General features: G+C 50.6%; 16 protein-coding genes. 10 read left to right on the plus strand and 6 right to left on the minus strand.

Going from position 1 to position 18,023, the window contains the following annotated elements:
• Nucleotides 1-151: 151 nt before the first annotated feature.
• Nucleotides 152-898 (minus strand): HesA/MoeB/ThiF family protein, encoded by a 747-nt coding sequence (locus O3682_RS02510; RefSeq protein WP_371508245.1) that lies wholly within the window; start codon nucleotides 896-898, stop codon nucleotides 152-154.
• Between the two features lie 49 nt (nucleotides 899-947).
• Entirely contained in the window at nucleotides 948-1,412 is a 465-nt protein-coding gene (locus tag O3682_RS02515) for a cyclic pyranopterin monophosphate synthase MoaC (protein WP_004519536.1), read from the minus strand.
• 187 nt (nucleotides 1,413-1,599) lie between these two features.
• Between O3682_RS02515 and ppc the strand changes: the two genes are divergently transcribed.
• The 5 genes from ppc to tyrS all read left to right on the plus strand — a co-directional run bounded on the left by ppc (nucleotide 1,600) and on the right by tyrS (nucleotide 9,978).
• Nucleotides 1,600-4,302, plus strand: coding sequence for a phosphoenolpyruvate carboxylase (gene ppc, locus O3682_RS02520; RefSeq protein WP_308881722.1), 2,703 nt, complete (start codon nucleotides 1,600-1,602; stop codon nucleotides 4,300-4,302).
• Between the two features lie 355 nt (nucleotides 4,303-4,657).
• Complete coding sequence (locus O3682_RS02525) at nucleotides 4,658-5,047, plus strand: hypothetical protein (RefSeq protein ID WP_314511115.1); 390 nt, start codon at nucleotides 4,658-4,660, stop codon at nucleotides 5,045-5,047.
• A 124-nt stretch (nucleotides 5,048-5,171) separates the two neighbouring features.
• The gene (gene ychF / locus O3682_RS02530; protein WP_107857353.1) at nucleotides 5,172-6,263 is read left to right on the plus strand and encodes a redox-regulated ATPase YchF; all 1,092 of its coding nucleotides are present in this window, start codon (nucleotides 5,172-5,174) and stop codon (nucleotides 6,261-6,263) included.
• 484 nt (nucleotides 6,264-6,747) lie between these two features.
• Entirely contained in the window at nucleotides 6,748-8,607 is a 1,860-nt protein-coding gene (locus tag O3682_RS02535; protein WP_285071401.1) for an acyltransferase family protein, read from the plus strand.
• Between the two features lie 75 nt (nucleotides 8,608-8,682).
• On the plus strand, nucleotides 8,683-9,978 hold the full coding sequence (tyrS, locus tag O3682_RS02540; RefSeq protein ID WP_063069041.1) for a tyrosine--tRNA ligase: 1,296 nt from the start codon (nucleotides 8,683-8,685) through the stop codon (nucleotides 9,976-9,978).
• A gap of 171 nt (nucleotides 9,979-10,149) precedes the next feature.
• Here the strand turns inward: tyrS and hslO are convergent, their stop codons facing one another.
• Nucleotides 10,150-11,046, minus strand: a complete 897-nt coding sequence (gene hslO, locus O3682_RS02545) for an Hsp33 family molecular chaperone HslO (RefSeq protein WP_371508229.1) — start codon at nucleotides 11,044-11,046, stop codon at nucleotides 10,150-10,152.
• Nucleotides 11,047-11,306: 260 nt separating this feature from the next.
• On the opposite strand from hslO, the gene O3682_RS02550 reads away from it, so the two are divergent.
• Both O3682_RS02550 and O3682_RS02555 read left to right on the plus strand, forming a co-directional pair.
• Nucleotides 11,307-11,936: a C40 family peptidase gene (locus tag O3682_RS02550; RefSeq protein WP_128582693.1), complete on the plus strand. Its 630-nt coding sequence runs from the start codon at nucleotides 11,307-11,309 to the stop codon at nucleotides 11,934-11,936.
• Between the two features lie 8 nt (nucleotides 11,937-11,944).
• Nucleotides 11,945-12,166, plus strand: a complete 222-nt coding sequence (locus tag O3682_RS02555; RefSeq protein ID WP_004519529.1) for a hypothetical protein — start codon at nucleotides 11,945-11,947, stop codon at nucleotides 12,164-12,166.
• 79 nt (nucleotides 12,167-12,245) lie between these two features.
• On the opposite strand, the gene O3682_RS02560 is transcribed toward O3682_RS02555, so the two are convergent.
• From O3682_RS02560 to dxs, 3 genes are read right to left on the minus strand one after another with little or no spacing between them, the layout of a single operon-like run.
• The gene (locus O3682_RS02560) at nucleotides 12,246-13,646 is read right to left on the minus strand and encodes an L-serine ammonia-lyase (protein WP_371508230.1); all 1,401 of its coding nucleotides are present in this window, start codon (nucleotides 13,644-13,646) and stop codon (nucleotides 12,246-12,248) included.
• 35 nt (nucleotides 13,647-13,681) lie between these two features.
• Complete coding sequence (locus tag O3682_RS02565; RefSeq protein WP_371508231.1) at nucleotides 13,682-14,692, minus strand: glycosyltransferase family 2 protein; 1,011 nt, start codon at nucleotides 14,690-14,692, stop codon at nucleotides 13,682-13,684.
• Between the two features lie 35 nt (nucleotides 14,693-14,727).
• Nucleotides 14,728-16,617 carry a 1-deoxy-D-xylulose-5-phosphate synthase gene (dxs, locus tag O3682_RS02570; protein WP_371508232.1) on the minus strand — a complete coding sequence of 630 codons (1,890 nt, stop codon included), beginning with the start codon at nucleotides 16,615-16,617 and terminating at the stop codon, nucleotides 14,728-14,730.
• A gap of 133 nt (nucleotides 16,618-16,750) precedes the next feature.
• Here dxs and orn point away from each other — a divergent pair, with 133 nt between their 5' ends.
• The 3 genes from orn to O3682_RS02585 form a co-directional block, all read left to right on the plus strand.
• Complete coding sequence (gene orn, locus O3682_RS02575; RefSeq protein WP_371508233.1) at nucleotides 16,751-17,308, plus strand: oligoribonuclease; 558 nt, start codon at nucleotides 16,751-16,753, stop codon at nucleotides 17,306-17,308.
• A 63-nt stretch (nucleotides 17,309-17,371) separates the two neighbouring features.
• Nucleotides 17,372-17,794: a 6-carboxytetrahydropterin synthase QueD gene (queD, locus tag O3682_RS02580; protein ID WP_003748900.1), complete on the plus strand. Its 423-nt coding sequence runs from the start codon at nucleotides 17,372-17,374 to the stop codon at nucleotides 17,792-17,794.
• Between the two features lie 73 nt (nucleotides 17,795-17,867).
• The coding region (locus O3682_RS02585) for a DUF1304 family protein (RefSeq protein ID WP_371508246.1) at nucleotides 17,868-18,023 on the plus strand (156 nt) is incomplete at its 3' end.

The raw sequence follows: 18,023 nt of genomic DNA on the forward strand, positions 1-18,023 counted from the left end.
TTAAAAAATTTATTAATCATTGAATCATATCGTGCCACAGGCCGTCTGAAAAGGGAAGAAACGCCTTCCTACAAGTTTAATGAAAGATAAGTATGATTACTCTAGCGGATTGGCTTAGGCAATGTCGAAACCCCTACCCTGCTTTTTGTCTTTAACAGCCGCCACAAACCGGGCATTCGGGATTGTGTCTCACCCCGTATTGCTGCCATTTTCCGCTCAACGCGTTGTAGGTAGAAAGTTTGCCGTGCGACGGCGTGCCGATACCGAGCAGCACTTTAAGCGCTTCGGCGGCTTGGGTCGTTCCGATAACGCCGACCAAGGGCGAAAAAACGCCGAACAATGCACAAGCGCCGTCGCTGGCTTGTTCGCCGTCAAACAGGCAGGCATAGCAGGGCGTATCGGGAAGATCGGGACGGTACACGGCGATTTGTCCGTCAAAGCCGACGGCCGCGGCGGAAACCAAAGGCGTGCGCGTGGCAACGGCGGCGCGGTTGACCGCCTGGCGCGTGGGATAATTGTCGGAACAATCAAGGATGATGTCGGTGGTGTTTGCCAATTCGACAAGCTTGGCCTCATCGAGAAATTCGGCCATGGCGGCAATGTGTGTTTGGCTGTTGATTTGTTTCAGACGGCCTTGCATGACCAAAGCCTTGTTTTTGCCGATGTCGGCTTCAGTAAACGTGATTTGGCGTTGAAGGTTGGTCTCGTCGATGGTATCGGCATCGGCAATCGTCAGGCGGCCGATGCCGGCGGCGGCAAGATACGGCAAGGCCGCCGCACCCAGCCCGCCGCAACCGACAACGAACGCATGGGCGGCCAAAAGTTTTTCTTGGCCTTCAATACCGATTTCATCAAGCAGGATATGGCGGCTGAACCGCAAAAGTTGTTGATCGTTCATCATAACAATAAGGCCGTCTGAAACCCAATGTTCAGACGGCCTGAGTGATTTAGAAATTAATATTTTCGTAGGCGTTGTCAAACAGGAAAGGACGGCCTTCGCTGCTGGTCTCGGATTCGAGGCGGATGCCGCTGAGCATCATATTGCGGTCAACGTCTTTCATCATGTCGTAAACGCTCAAGAGCGCCAAATTGAGGCCAGTCAGGGCTTCGGTGGCAATGCTACCGTTGCTGTTCGCTTGGACGGTCAGCGTGGCCTTCAGGCAGGCCAGCTCGACGTTAATATCGAAATCAACCTGCACGCCGATGATGCGACCAGGCAGGTGCAGCGGAATCAGGTTGGCGGTCTGTTTGATGCTCTGAATGGCGGCAACGCGGGCGATGGTCAGGATACTTGCCTTTTCGGTGGCATTCTCTATCAACACCCGTATCGCCTGCTGGCTCATGTTGACGGTGCCGACGGCGACGGCGGTGTGTTGTTCAGGAAAATCGGGCTGGTTGGGAAATTCAATCATGGGTTTCTCGCCTCTGTTTTGATGGGCAATATTTTACGGCATTTTACAGACAGCGACCACGCAGCGGATACGGACGGCTGTTTTCCGGTTTGAAATGTATCGGACGGCAGCATTGGCAGTTTACAAAAATTTGCTATACAATGGATTCACGATACACCCAAATTAACATTTAAATAAGAGAAAAATCATGCAACTGCATATCTTAAATAATCCAAAAGATGCCGCTCTGGCGGCGGATGCGGAATTTTTAAAACAGTCTCTTTTCAATCTGCTGCATGAGGAAGCGTCGCCTTTGGTGGTCGAAACCGTTAAGTTATTATCGACTTCAGACGACAGCGCTGCCTTGATTGAAAAGGTGTTGCCGCAATTAGATGAACAACAAACCCACGATTTAACCCTGGCCTGCGGCCTGTTCGCACAGATTTTGAACATCGCCGAAGACGTGCACCACGAACGCCGCCGCCAAATCCACGAAGAGGCCGGACACAACAGTGCCGAAGGCAGCCTGACGGAAACCGTGCGTAAACTCAAAGCCGGAAAAGTCAACGGCAAAGCGTTGCAACAACAACTGGACAATACAGTCGTTACCGCCGTTTTGACCGCGCACCCGACCGAAGTGCAACGCCAAACCGTCTTGAGCTTCAACCGCCGCATCCGCGCGCTGCTGCCGCAACGCGAACGCTGCACCAATCCTGATGCGCTGGCTCAGTTGCGCCGCGAAATCGACACCGTGCTTTTGGGCTTGTGGCAGACCAGCGAAACGCGCCGCCACAAACTCAGCGTCAACGACGAAATTAACAACGGTGTATCCATTTTCCCAATGAGCTTCTTTGAAGCCCTGCCTAAACTCTACCGCACAATGGAACGCGATTTTCAGACGGCTTATCCCGGCGTCCGCGTTCCGAATATCCTTAAAATCGGCGGCTGGATCGGTGGCGACCGCGATGGTAACCCATTCGTTTCTGCCGAAACCTTGCGTTTTGCGTTCAGACGGCATGCCGACGCAGTGTTCCGTTTCTATCGCGGCGAACTCGACAAACTTTACCGCGAATTGCCACTCTCCATCCGCCGCGTCAAAGTCAACGACGATGTGATGGCACTGGCCGCCCTCTCGCCTGACGAAGAAATCGCCCGCACCGAAGAACCCTACCGCCGCGCCATCGCCTACATCATGGCACGCGCCATGGGCAAAGCACGCTCACTCGGTTTGGGCATGGGCTGCAAATTCGGCTTCCTCGAGCCTTATGCCACGGTCGAAGAGTTCCTCAACGACCTGAAAAAACTGCAACGCTCGCTCCACGAGAACGGCAGCCAACTGCTGGCAGAAGGCCGTCTGGCCGACATTATCCGCAGCGTATCCGTGTTCGGCTTCCACATGATGCCGCTCGACCTGCGCCAACACGCAGGCAAACACGCCGATGTGGTTGCCGAGCTTTTCCAACACGCAGGCTTGGAAGACTACAACAGCCTGAACGAAGAGCAAAAACAAACCGCCCTGTTGCGCGAATTGAGCCATCAACGTCCGCTGTACAGCCCGTTTATCACATACAGCGACCATACCCGCCACGAACTGGCGATTTTCAACGAAGCGCGCAAAATCAAAGACGAATTTGGCGAAGATGCCGTTACACAAAGCATTATTTCCAACTGCGAACAACCCAGCGACCTGCTCGCCTTGGCATTGCTGCTGAAAGAAAGCGGCCTATTGGTGGTTGAAAACGGCAAACCGCACAGCCGCATCAATATCGTGCCTCTGTTTGAAACCATCGAAGCACTCGAAAATGCCTGTCCGGTCATGGAAACCATGTTCCGCCTCGACTGGTATGACGCCCTGCTCGAAAGCCGCGGCAATATCCAAGAAATCATGCTGGGCTACTCCGACTCCAACAAAGACGGCGGCTACGTTACCAGCTCATGGTGTCTGTATCAGGCCGAATTGGGCTTGGTCGAACTCTTCAAAAAATACGATGTCCGCATGCGCCTGTTCCACGGCCGCGGCGGCAGCGTAGGTCGCGGCGGCGGCCCATCTTATCAAGCCATTTTGGCTCAACCTGCAGGCAGCGTTGCCGGACAAATCCGCATTACCGAGCAAGGCGAAGTCATTACCGCCAAATACGCCGACCCGGGCAATGCCCAACGCAACTTGGAAACCTTGGTTGCCGCGACTTTGGAAGCCAGCATCCTGCCGGATAAAAAAGACCCTGATGCCAAACTGATGCAGGATTTGTCGGACGTATCGTTCAAATACTACCGCGAACTGATTACCCACCCCGACTTCATCGACTACTTCCTGCAAACCAGCCCGATTCAGGAAATCGCCACCCTCAACCTCGGCAGCCGCCCCGCCAGCCGCAAAACCTTGGCGCGGATTCAGGACTTGCGTGCGATTCCGTGGGTATTCTCATGGATGCAAAACCGCCTCATGCTGCCGGCTTGGTACGGTTTTGGCAGCGCAGTGGAAACCTTGTGCGAAGGTAATCCCGACACACTGGCCGCCCTGCGCGAACATGCTCAAAGCAATCCGTTCTTCCAAGCCATGCTCTCCAATATGGAGCAAGTGATGGCGAAAACCGACATCACTTTGGCGGAAAACTATGCCGGCTTGAGCGAATCGCCCGATAAAGCAAAAGTCATCTTCGGCATGATCAAGGAAGAATACCAACGCAGTCGCAAAGCACTGCTCGACCTGCTGCAAACCGAAGAGCTCCTGCGCGACAACCGCAGCCTCGCCCGTTCGCTTGCCTTGAGGATTCCATACCTGAACGCCCTCAACGGCCTGCAAGTCGCCATGCTCAAACGCCTGCGCAAAGAGCCCGACAATCCGCACGCCCTGCTGATGGTTCACTTGACCATCAACGGCGTGGCGCAAGGTTTGCGTAATACCGGTTAAGGCAGTACGGAAAAAAGGCCGTCTGAAACAGTTTTCAGACGGCCTTTAAATTAACTGCGAACCACGGCAAAGGCTTTACCCACGAAACCCCATACCGTTTTTCAACCTACTTACCCCTCTTCCCCTCTATTCATTTAACTTGCCCTGTATTTCAAACCATTACTGGCAACAGCAGATAATACACTGAAAAATCAAATTATTAACTTAATTATGGCAACCACTTCAGCATGGTGGATGGTTGACCTACTGACATACCTTACCGCGGCACTGCCCCATATCGCCGCACAATAAGCTTTCAGACAACCCTGAGGCCGTCTGAAAAACAAAAACATCTCACACCAAGGCAACTATCAATATGTTTGACATTGTATTTATCTTGTTATTCGGCAGGCTTCAGCCCCACAAAACGCCCGATTCATCCGACACGCCCGTCCCTTTTGGGCATTCGGCGGCAGGCTCGGCTTTAATTTATTTATGCATACGCATAGGAACAATCATCGTTCATGATTCGATTTCCGGAGCCATTGACAGCCTCCCCCTCATTCTGTTTCAAACAATCTGCATGTTCGGCTGTCTGGTTTTGTATTTTAAAATGTTGCGTACCGCATCCGACCCGAAATACCGGCAGATGATTTATTGGGTACTGGGCATTCTTTTGGGTTTGATCTTAAGCCTCCTGTCTGAAAAATTGTTTTATTTAACGGCTTTATTCATTTACTCATTCTTCGGAAGAACAATAAGCTGAATGTCTACCCCTCTTTTTTCAGACGGCCTTTTATCATAAGAACACACCAGCATTGCGGCTGTTTTGAGTACCTTCACAATATGCTATAATCCGCCGTTAAACTTTTATCTTTTCAGGAAAAACCATGAGCTTGAAATGCGGCATCGTCGGTTTGCCCAACGTCGGCAAATCCACCCTCTTTAACGCGCTGACCCAATCGGGTATCGAAGCGGCAAACTATCCTTTCTGTACCATCGAACCCAACGTCGGCATCGTTGAAGTCCCAGATCCGCGTATGGCCGAATTGGCAAAAATCGTCAATCCGCAAAAAATGCAGCCCGCCATCGTCGAATTTGTCGACATTGCCGGTTTAGTTGCAGGCGCGAGCAAAGGCGAAGGCTTAGGCAACCAGTTCCTCGCCAACATCCGCGAGACTGACGCAATTGTTAACGTCGTGCGTTGCTTTGACGACGACAACATCGTTCACGTTGCAGGCAAAGTCGATCCGATCGCCGACATCGAAACCATCGGCACCGAGTTGGCACTGGCTGACTTGGCCAGCGTCGAAAAAGCCATTGTCCGCGAAGAAAAACGCGCCCGCTCAGGCGACAAAGACGCGCAAAAACTGGTCGATCTGTGTAAAAAACTGCTGCCGCATTTGGACGAAGGCAAGCCTGTACGCTCCTTCGGTTTGGACTCAGAAGAACTCGCCATGCTCAAGCCGCTGTTCTTGCTGACTGCCAAACCCGCCATGTACGTCGGCAACGTTTCCGAAGATGGTTTTGAAAACAACCCGCACCTCGACCGCCTGAAAGAATTGGCTGCAAAAGAAAACGCGCCGGTTGTGGCAGTATGCGCTGCAATGGAAAGCGAAATCGCTGAATTGGAAGACGACGAAAAAGCCGAATTCCTCGCTGAAATGGGCTTGGAAGAACCGGGCCTGAACCGCCTGATTCGTGCCGGCTACGACCTCTTGGGCCTGCAAACCTACTTCACCGCCGGTGTCAAAGAAGTCCGCGCTTGGACCATCCACAAAGGCGACACAGCCCCACAAGCCGCCGGCGTGATTCACACTGACTTTGAACGCGGCTTCATCCGCGCCCAAGTTATCTCCTACGAAGATTTCATCGCTTTAGGCGGCGAAGCCAAAGCCAAAGAAGCAGGTAAAATGCGTGTAGAAGGCAAAGAATACGTCGTACAAGACGGCGATGTGATGCACTTCCTCTTTAACGTCTAAACCCAGCAAAACGCCTTTTCAGACGGCCTTTTCTAAGATTAAGGCCGTCTGAATTTATTTTCAGCCGGCCTCATGTCTTGAAATATCAACAAAACAAGACATCATCTCCATAATAAATGCGGGCATGGTCCGTAATTTTTCTCTCTTAAAATCTCCCATTTCTTATCGACGCTTCACCTAAAAATAGCGCAAGGTTACATCATCAATAACAATACCACTGATATGACAATAAAAAATTAAACAATACCACATCGTATTGATTCATTATAAAAACAACATATTAAATATTATGTTGAAACTATCAACTGTATCCCTACTCTAATCTATTACTATTCAAACGCATATCATCAGCAATCATTCTAAGAAGGCAAACAAACTGCCCAGTACTGACAAACGATGGCCGACCTCCGAAATGCTGCCATTCTCGGCAGGAATCACTTTTCAGACGACGCCATTAAAATAAACTAATTAAAATCAAAATATTATGAGCAAAGTTTTATCTTACCGCCCAGATATTGATACATTGCGTGCCGTTGCTGTTCTATCCGTTGTCATTTTCCATATTGAAAAAAACTGGCTGCCTGGCGGCTTTCTTGGTGTTGATATCTTTTTTGTTATTTCCGGCTTTCTGATCACGATGATTATCCATCGTGAAATGAGCAGTGGGATTTTTTCGTTCAAAAAGTTTTACATCCGCCGTATCAAGCGGATACTGCCCGCATTTTTTACCGTATTGACGGTAACGCTGATATGCGGCTTTCTTTTATTCACCAAAGATGATTTTTCCCTTTTATGGAGGACAGCCCTGTCCACCTTGGGGTTCATCTCCAATATCTTTTTTGCCAAGGGTCAGGGCTATTTCGATCCCATACAAGAAGAAAAACCTTTGCTTCACATTTGGTCTTTATCGGTCGAAGAACAATATTATTTCGTCTTCCCGATATTGCTGTTATTGGTTGTCCGCAAAAGCTGGCGCACCCAGTTTGCCTTCCTCATCACGCTATGCGTATTCAGTATTTTGGCTTCTTTTATGCCGACTGCACTGGATAAATATTACCTTCCCCATCTGCGCGCCTGCGAAATGCTGATCGGCTCGTTGACGGCAGTGTGGATGCAATATCGGCAACAACAAGGGCTGGATACCGGCAAACAATATGCGGCGGCAGGCGCATTACTTTCCTTATGCGTACTGTTTGCCTGCCTGTTTACCTATACAGAAAAAACTGCCTATTTCCCGGGGCCTGCCGCCATGATTCCTTGTTTGGCCGCCGCCGCATTCATTTATTTCAATCAATTTGAACACCGGCTGAAAAAATTTTTCCAATGGAAGATTACTGTCGGCATAGGCTTGATTTCCTATTCACTGTATCTGTGGCATTGGCCTGTATTGGCTTTTATGAGATACATCGGTTCAAATAATCTGCCTTCTTATTCGACTGCGGTCGCGATTGTCTTAATGTTTGCACTCTCTCTGCTTTCTTATTATTTTGTCGAGAAGCCGTTTAAAAACTGGAAAGGCTCTTTTGCCCAATCTGTGACATGGGTTTATGCCGTCCCCATGCTTGTTTTGGCCATTACGCCTTTTCTTGCCATGAAGCTCCCGTTTATGCAGCAATACGACCGTATGGGATTGGCACGTTCCTACACTTCTTGTCACAACAATACCGACAAACAGTGTATTTGGGGCGATACCGACAAACAGCCGGAATTACTGATTCTAGGCGATTCGCATGCCGACCAATATAAAACGTTTTTTGATACCGTCGGCAAAAAAGAAAACTGGTCGGCAGCGATGGTTTCTGCGGACAGTTGTGCCTATGTAGAAGATTATGCCGCGCCCGTATTCAAGCAAAACGCCTCCTGCCGTGCCGTTTATGAGTACGCCAAAGAGCATCTGCCCCAATACTCAAAAGTGCTTTTGGCCATGCGCTGGGGCAGCCAAATGCCTGAAAACAGCCACTCCCTTGCTTACGATGCCGATTTTTTCAAAAAATTCGACCTCATGTTGCAAAAACTTTCTTCGGAAAAACAAGCGGTTTACCTGATGATAGACAACCCTAATCTGTCATACAACGGCTTGCGCGCCTATATCCTGTCTTACCGCATACCGGGATTTAGTCAGAATCTTGCCATTGATGAAACAGTTACTTCAAAAGGAAATGAACGCATCAAAAATTTGGCGGAAAAATATGCCAATGTGCACATTGTCGATGCCACTGCCTATATTCCGGAGAACTTCAAAATAAACGGATTGCCGGTTTATTCCGATAGAGACCACATCAACCCTTACGGCGGCAGAGAACTGGCCAAGCGTTTTTCTGAAAAACACACGCTTCTTCAGTAAGCCATAGCCATTCATCCGATGAAATTTGTTACAATTAGCAGTTTGTAAAACTGCTAATTTTTTTGGAAGATAACAATGAGCGTCATCAAAGACCTACAATCGCGTGGCTTAATCGCCCAAACTACCGACATCGAAGCCTTAGACGCTTTGCTAAACGAACAAAAAATTTCCCTCTATTGCGGTTTTGACCCGACAGCCGACAGCCTACACATCGGCCACTTGCTGCCTGTATTGGCATTGCGCCGTTTCCAACAAGCTGGCCATACGCCGATTGCTTTGGTAGGCGGCGCGACCGGCATGATCGGCGACCCAAGCTTTAAAGCCGCCGAACGCAGCTTGAATTCTGCCGAAACCGTTGCCGGCTGGGTTGAAAGCATCCGCAACCAACTGACCCCTTTCTTAAGCTTTGAAGGCGACAACGCAGCCATTATGGCGAACAACGCCGACTGGTTCGGCAGCATGAACTGCCTCGACTTCCTGCGCGACATCGGCAAGCATTTCTCCGTCAATGCCATGCTGAACAAAGAGTCCGTCAAACAGCGTATCGAGCGCGACGATGTGGGTATTTCCTTTACCGAGTTCGCCTACTCCCTGCTGCAAGGCTACGACTTTGCCGAATTGAACAAACGCCATGGCGCAGTTTTGGAAATCGGCGGTTCCGACCAATGGGGCAACATCACTGCCGGTATCGACTTGACCCGCCGTCTGCACCAAAAACAAGTATTCGGCCTGACCCTGCCTTTGGTAACCAAATCAGACGGCACCAAATTCGGCAAAACCGAAGGCGGCGCGGTATGGTTGAACGCGAAGAAAACTTCTCCGTATCAGTTCTACCAATTCTGGCTGAAAGTGGCCGATGCCGATGTGTATAAATTTCTGAAATACTTTACCTTCCTGTCTATCGAAGAAATTGATGCCATCGAAGCCAAAGACAAAGCCAGCGGCACCAAGCCAGAAGCGCAACGCATTCTTGCCGAGGAAATGACCCGCCTGATTCACGGCGAAGAAGCCCTTGCCGCCGCCCAACGTATTTCTGAAAGCCTGTTTGCCGAAGACCAAAGCCATCTCACCGAAAGCGACTTCGAGCAGCTGGCACTCGACGGCCTGCCGACTTTTGAAGTTTCCGAGAGCCTCAACGTAGTTGAGACTTTGGTAAAAACCGGTTTGGCGTCTTCCAACAAAGAAGCGCGCGGCTTTGTAAACAGCAAAGCGGTTTTGCTCAACGGCAAACCTGCCGAAGCCAACAATCCGAACCATGCCGCTGAAAAACCTGACGATGCCTATATGCTGACCGATGAACATAAACGTTTCGGCAAATACACCATCGTCCGCCGCGGCAAACGCAACCACGCTTTGTTGGTTTGGAAATAATCTTTAAACATTAAATGCATCGTTTAAAACAATCATGCCGTCTGAAATCAGCCACGCTTTTTTCAGACGGCATTTTCTATTGATGATATTCAGTTTTCCCAAAAAGAAAGGACAGGTATTACACCTGCCCTTCTATAAAGCCAATTTCCTTAAGAAACTTTTATCCCCTGCTTACTGCAAACGCTCATTTTCTTGACGGACGGCATTTACCACATCCGCGCCAAACAAAGCGTTGACATCGGTTTCATCAAACACATACTTGCTATGGCAGAAATCGCAATCGATTTGAATGCTGCCTTGTTCTGCCACCACGCCGCCGACTTCCTGACCGCCAAGCATCAACAGCATATCGCTGACTTTGCCGCGAGAGCAGGTGCAGGCAAACTCGATGGCCTCCGGTTCAAAAACGCGGGACGGGGTTTCATGGTAAAGGCGGTAAAGGGCGTGATGCGCATCCAAACCGGTCAATTCTTGCGGAGTAAGCGTTTGCGCAAGCGTGGTCACATGCTCCCAAGCGGCATCATCCAATTCTTCTTCCGGCAGACGTTGCAGCAATAATGCGCCTGCGGCTTGATCGTCAGCGGCAAGCGTAATATAGGTATCAAGCTGCTCGGAACGTTTCATATAGTTGACCAACATTTGCGCAATGCTGTCGCCTTCCAGTGGGACAACACCTTGCCATGGATCGGCATCTTTAGGCTGATGGGTCAAAACAAACACGCTGTTTTCGCCCAACAGCGCAGTCAGGCTTTCGTCATCACGGATTTCAGCAGTTTCGTCCCAACGCGCGGTGGCACGGACAGTATTTTCAGAAGTCGCTTCCACCACCAACATTTTCAGACGGCCCTGACCTTGAACCTGAACAATCAGCGTGCCTTCGTTTTTAAGGTTGGCAGACAATAAAGAACCGGCAGCCAGCAATTCGCCCAATGCACGACGGATGGCGACAGGATAATGTTTTTGGTTGACAATGTGGTGCCAAACCTTTTCAAGGCGGATGTGCATGCCGCGGATAGGCATATTGTCGAAGATAAAGCGTGTACGGATATCGCTGTGATTTTGTGTCATGTCAGTCTCTGAAAATAAATCAATGAATGCCGCTTATATGGTTGCAGCGTCGGATAAATCAAGCGAAACCGCTTTTGATGTTTTTCTAGTTTGTTTGGAAACAAGGGTTTAACGCAAAATAACAGCAGTTTTTTTGCCAAAAAGACGGTTTTTGAATACAATCAAGCAGATAACAAGAGAATGATACGGGATAACATCTCAGAAACCGGCAATGTGCCTGCAATCGGCAGGGAATGCCTTCTGAAACGGAAGTTTTTATAATGAATTTTTTACTCCGGCTCGCAGCAGTTTGGACTTCGGTCGCCATGCTCGCGAGCGTCAATTTTTCTTACGCCGATGATTTGGAAAACCTGATTACCACCCGTCAGCGTGTTTTAAACCAATTCAACGACAACGCCAACGTTTACGGCAATACGCGTCAGGCAACCCCTGTCCATCCCACCAATACCTATCCTGCCGCAAGCAACAATACACGCGCACCTTCGGGCAATGCAGATGAGTTAATCGGCAGCGCCATGGGCTTGCTCGGCGTGGCCTACCGCTACGGCGGCACATCAGCCTCTACCGGCTTTGACTGCAGCGGCTTCATGCAACACATCTTTAAACGCGCCATGGGCGTAAACCTGCCGCGCACCTCTGCCGAACAGGCGCAAATGGGCGTTGCCGTGAGTCGTTCCGAATTGCAGCCGGGCGACATGGTATTTTTCCGCACCATGGGCCGCGGCCGTATTTCCCACGTCGGCCTTTACATCGGCAACAACAATTTCATTCACGCACCGAGAACGGGGAAACGTATCGAAATTACCAGCCTCGGCCACAAATATTGGAGCGCGAAATACGCCTTCGGCCGCCGTGTGAAGAAAAACGACCCTTCCCGTTTCTTAAATTAAGGTGAGCTATGGCAATGCCGCAAATGCCCAAATGGTATGACGACGACGGTCAGATCGTTTCCTGCACCGAAAAAGTCAAAGTCATGACCGAAAACTTGAACGAACTGTACCAAATAGCGCAGGACGCATTTGAAGACGCGCTGCTGATGGGTTGCTCTGAAAAACAGTTGCGCGAATACTTTCGCGACTTAATGGCCGGGCTGGAAAACCCTTATCAAAAAAACGGTTAGTTCTTCAATCCATACAAAAAAGGCCGTCTGAAAGTTTTTCAGACGGCCTTTTTTATCGGGCAGATCCCCTACCCTATTGCTAACATTCCACCACGCGCACGGATACCGGTATGGCTTTTTTCTGCAAGGTGATAGCCAGGCCGGCGAGTGAGGTTTCTTTGTAAGTTGCCTTCATGTCGCGGCCGGTTTGCAGCATGGTTTGAATCACTTCATCGAGTGAAACTTTTTTATCTGTGCCGTCTTCCAAAAGCGCAAGGGTGGCGAGCTTGAGGGCTTTTTCGGCGGCGATGCCATTGCGCTCGATACAGGGGATTTGCACCAAACCGCCGACAGGATCGCAGGTTAAACCCAAGTGGTGTTCCATGGCCATTTCGGCGGCGTTTTCCACTTGTTTAGGTGTGCCGCCGATAACTTCGGCGTATGCACCCGCCGCCATGGAACACGCTACGCCGACCTCTCCTTGGCAGCCGACGTCCGCGCCGGAAATCGACGCATTGGTTTTATACAAAATACCGATGGCGCCGGCAGTCAGCAGGAAGTCCTCGACACGCGATTGGTTGGCGTGCGGATTAAATTTGCGGAAATAGTGCAAGACGGCAGGGATAATGCCTGCCGCGCCGTTGGTCGGCGCGGTTACAACGCGTCCGCCGGCGGCATTTTCTTCGTTGACCGCCATGGCGTACACCATCGGCCAAAGTTGGGTATTGACGATTTCGCTCTCGCGCAGGACTTTGAGTTTGGCTGCCAACTGCGGCGCGCGGCGGCGGACGTTCAAGCCGCCAGGCAGCTGCCCTTCCGCACCCAAGCCGCGTTTGATGCAGTTTTCCATCACATCGGCCACGGCAGCCACACGGCGGCGCACTTCCCCTTCATCGCAACCTGCCAACGCTGCTTCATTGGCCAACACAACTTCGGAAATATTCAACTGGTTCAGACGGCATTGTGCCAACAACTCGTCGCAGTTTTTGTAAGGATACGGCACATCGGCATTTTCCTGCGCCTCTTGTGCAAACCCTTCGTCTGTTACGATAAAACCGCCGCCGACCGAATAATAAATCTGCTCTTTCAGCTTCTGGCCGTCTGAATGGTAGGCGATAAAGTTCAAACCGTTCGGATGTTTGGGCAACACTTTGTCGCCACGGATATCCAAATCTTTTTCAGGATTGAAGGCCATTTCACGGCCGTTGAGTTTTAAAACGTGCTGCGTGCGGATACGTTCCAAGCGTTGAGGGATGTCCGCAAGCGGGATATCGTGCGGCAGGCTGCCTTCCAAACCGAGCAATAATGCGTCGAATGTACCGTGTCCGATGCCGGTCAAAGCAAGTGAGCCGTACACTTCAATGACAATGCGCGCCACTTGTGTATCCAAGTTTTCGGCATTCAGCAAATCAGCAAAAGCGGCCGCGGCCTTCATCGGGCCGACGGTGTGCGAGCTGGACGGGCCGATGCCGATTTTGAAAATATCAAAGATGCTGATCATAACTTTCCTATTATTGTGTGCACGGGCTGTGTTTTTCAGACGGCCTTAAGGCCTAAAGAGGAATCTTTTGCACCGCTTGCCAATGCAAGTACCAAATGTCCGACAGTCATCAAAGGATCGCCTGCTTCCGGCGATGTGTATTTCAGCGTCAGCGGTTTTTTACGCAAGGGTTCGTAATGGCTGACTTTACAATGCGGGTCTTCCAAACTTGTAGAACCGGCGCGGTATCTGTATGCCAACAGCCGTAAATCGTTCAAGTCCATCTTCATGCCGTTGTCCAGCAATTCGCGCAACTGGTTTTCCCAGGCAATATCGTTGCTTCCGTCTTTAATGGCAATCAAGATGGACTTTTCGAGGATTTTTTTGATGTGCTGGTTCAAGGAGCGGATTGGGAAATGCCCCAGCCACAACAAATCGGTCTCCGCAAATTGGGCGGAAAACTGCTCGATAAACCAGGAATGTAAACCTCGATAATCCGGCGAATGAAACAGGGTTGATTTAACCTTGTTGCCATCTTTATCCAACATGTAATGGCAGCCGATAATCACGCTGCAAGATTCGGCAGCCCATCTGGGAATAATGACTTTGGGGGTAAAGAGCGTTTCGAGGCGTTGCTCGGTAAATTGTGTGGTGAAATCGGGGTTGTATTGCAACGATGTCGGCAAATAGCCGCGCCAAAGGTACATGCCGATCCTGTTTTCGCCGATGACATCCAAGAGTTGTTCCAGCATGGTACGGCTAGGACATGAAATAAATTCGTCCGCATCCAGCGGAAAAACGAAATCTATCGCTTCATCTTTTGCTACAAGCTGCTTCATAAGCAGGTTTACCAATTGGTCTTGATTGAACTTGAGCGCTTGATATTGATAGATAAATACCGGTAAACCTTCTTCTTTCAATTGAATCAGGATTTCCCTTGTGCCATCGCTGCTGCCATGATCGATGATGTGCATTTCATCCATCAGCTTGAGATTATGACGGACAAACGATTCGATAACGTCGTTTTCGTTGCGCACCATACTGATGCTGATTAATTTTTTTCCCATAAATTACGCAATGTATTGAGATATTTTAATATTTTTCAGACGGCCTCTATCCAACCGGCAATCCGTTTTTCAACGGATTCGGCATTCAGCCCCAAATCGGCTAAGAGTTTTTTCGGGTCGCCGTGTTCGGTAACTTTGTCTTCTACACCCAGCAGCAATACCGGTTTGCAGATGCCGTGTTTCGCCAACACTTCCAACACCGCGCTGCCTGCGCCACCTTGTTCGGCATTTTCTTCGACAGTAACGATGTAGTCATGGCTTCGGGCGAGACGGACGATCAGCTCTTCATCTATCGGTTTGACAAAGCGCATATCGGCAACGGTCGCGTTCAGCTTGTCGGCAGCGGCCAATGATGGGGCAACCATGCTGCCAAAGGCGATAACGGCAATTTTTCCGCCTTCGCGACGGATGATGCCTTTGCCGATTTCAACGGTTTCCAGGCCGTCTGAAATGGTTGCGCCCGTGCCTGTACCGCGCGGATAACGGACTGCAGACGGAGAGTCTGCCTGATAGCAAGTTGAGAGCAGCAGGCGGCATTCGTTTTCATCGCTTGGTGCGGCAATAATCATGTTCGGAACGCAACGCAAAAAGCTCAAGTCGTATAAACCGGCATGGGTCGGGCCGTCTGCGCCGACAATACCGGCACGGTCGATGGCGAACAAAACAGGCAGGTTTTGCAAGGCAACGTCGTGTACCAACTGGTCGTAAGCGCGTTGCAGGAAAGTGGAGTAAATCGCCACGACAGGCTTGATGCCTTCGCATGCCAAACCGCCGGCAAAGGTAACGGCGTGTTGCTCGGCGATGCCGACGTCGAAATAGCGGTCGGGGAATTGCTGTTCAAACTCAACCAAGCCGCTGCCCTCGCGCATGGCAGGCGTGATGGCAACCAAACGCTCATCCGCCGCTGCTTGGTCGCACAGCCATTGGCCGAACACTTGCGTATAAGTCGGTTTGGCCGCGGCAGGTTTCACTTCCGGCGCAGGCACTTCGCTCGGCAGCTTGGCAACAGCGTGATATTTGACAGGATCGTTTTCGGCGAATTTGTAGCCGTTGCCTTTTTTGGTGATGACGTGCAACAACTGAGGGCCTTTGCGGCCGCGCAAGTCTTTTAATACGTCCACCAGATTTTCAACGTTGTGGCCATCCACCGGGCCGGTATAACGGAAACCGAAGTTTTCAAACAAAGACAGCGACTGTTTGGCGTGTTCCGCTTCGCCTGCCAAGGTTTTGATTTTGTTTTCGACTTTTTGGGCAAGCTCCATCGCGCCGGGCAATTTGTCTAATACTTTGCTTGATTGGGCTTTGATGGTGCTCAACAGGCCGTGCATATCGCGCACGACGTTGCTGGCAAGGTATTTCGGCAGCGCGCCGACATTGGGGGAAATCGACATTTCGTTGTCGTTGAGGATGACCAGCAAATCGACATCCATATCGCCTGCGCAGTTCAGGGCTTCGAACGCCTGACCCGCCGTCATGGCGCCGTCGCCGATGATGGCGACGCTGCGGCGGTTGTTGCCCAACTGTTTGTCCGCAACGGCCATGCCCAATGCCGCGCCGATGGATGTGGAAGAATGGCCTACGCCGAACGCGTCGTATTCCGACTCGCTGCGTTTCGGGAAACCGGCCAAACCGCCGTATTGGCGCATGGTGTGCATTTGATTTTTGCGGCCGGTGAGGATTTTGTGCGGATAGCTTTGATGGCCGACATCCCAGACCAAATGGTCTTCTGGCGTGTCGTACACATAATGCAGCGCCACCGTCAGCTCGACCGCGCCCAAGTTACTGGCGAAATGGCCGCCCGTCTTACCGACGGAATCCAACAGAAATTCGCGCAATTCGGCGGCGACTTGCGGCAGCTGTTTTTTCTCCAGACGGCGCAAATCCTGAGGCGTATCGATAATATCGAGCAAAGGGCTTGGGTTCATGATTTTTGGCGGTGATTTTTTGTGTAACGGACGATTATATCAAGAGATTGCACAACTTGTTACAAATGCTTTCAGACGGCCCGAACCTTTATCCTTTATAATACTGCCAACTAAAAACACAAGGCCGTCTGAAATGACCCCAAACGCAAACAATCTCTGCTGGCTCGATATGGAAATGACCGGCCTCAACCCGGAACATGACCGCATTATCGAAGTCGCCATGATCATTACCGATTCCGATTTGAACGTACTGGCGCAATCGGACGTTTACGTCATCCATCAAAGCGATGAGTTGCTCGACGGCATGGACGAGTGGAACACCGCCACCCACGGCCGCACCGGCCTGACCCAACGCGTGCGCGAATCCAAACTGACCGAAGCCGAAGTCGAGCAAAACCTGTTGGACTTCATGTCCGCATGGATACCCGAGAAATCCACGCCCATGTGCGGCAACTCCATCCATCAAGACCGCCGCTTCATGGTCAAATACATGCCGCATTTGGAAGCCTATTTCCACTACCGCAACTTAGACGTATCCACGCTGAAAGAATTGGCCAAACGCTGGAATCCGGCCGTCGCCAAAAGCGTGGTCAAACGCGGTTCGCACAAGGCATTGGACGACATCCTCGAAAGCATCGAAGAAATGCGCCATTATCGCGAGCATTTCCTCAAACTCCCTTCCGAACAATAATTCCAAGGCCGTCTGAAACCGGTTTTACACCGTTCAGACGGCCTCATCGGCTTCCCTCATCTCATGAAAATCACCAAAATCTTTACCTTCGATTCTTCGCACATGCTCGATGGGCATGACGGCAAATGCCAAAACCTGCACGGCCACACCTACAAACTCGAAATCACCGTCTCCGCTCCCGTTATCCAAGGCGGCGCAAAAGACGGCATGGTGATGGACTTTACCGACCTGAAAGCCATTGTCAAACAACACATCACCGACCCGTTCGACCATGCCTTCATCTATCACGGCAACAACGAACGCGAAAGCCAAATCGCCGCGCTTTTGGAAGGCTGGAACATGAAAACCCTGCGCCTGCCCTGCCGCACCACCGCCGAAAACATGAGCGTAGAAATGTATGGCCGTCTGAAAAACGCCGGTGTCAAAGTATGCAGCGTAAAATTATGGGAAACGCCGACGTCGTGTGCGGAATATGAAGGGGAATAAACCGGCATTTTGTATTTTTCAGACGGCCTGTTCCCCAAACACGCCCATCCGCTAAACATCAAAAGGAATCTTCATGAAAATCATCTCCACCCTCCTCGTCCTCTTCGTCGCTGTCGAACATTTCTACATCGCCTGGCTCGAAATGACGCAAATCCCAAGCGAAAAAGCGTCAGAGCTGTTCAATATGCCTTACGAATTTATGGAACAAAAACGCGTACAAACCCTGTTT

Source organism: Neisseria sp. 27098_8_112 (assembly GCF_041433235.1).
GTDB lineage: Bacteria > Pseudomonadota > Gammaproteobacteria > Burkholderiales > Neisseriaceae > Neisseria.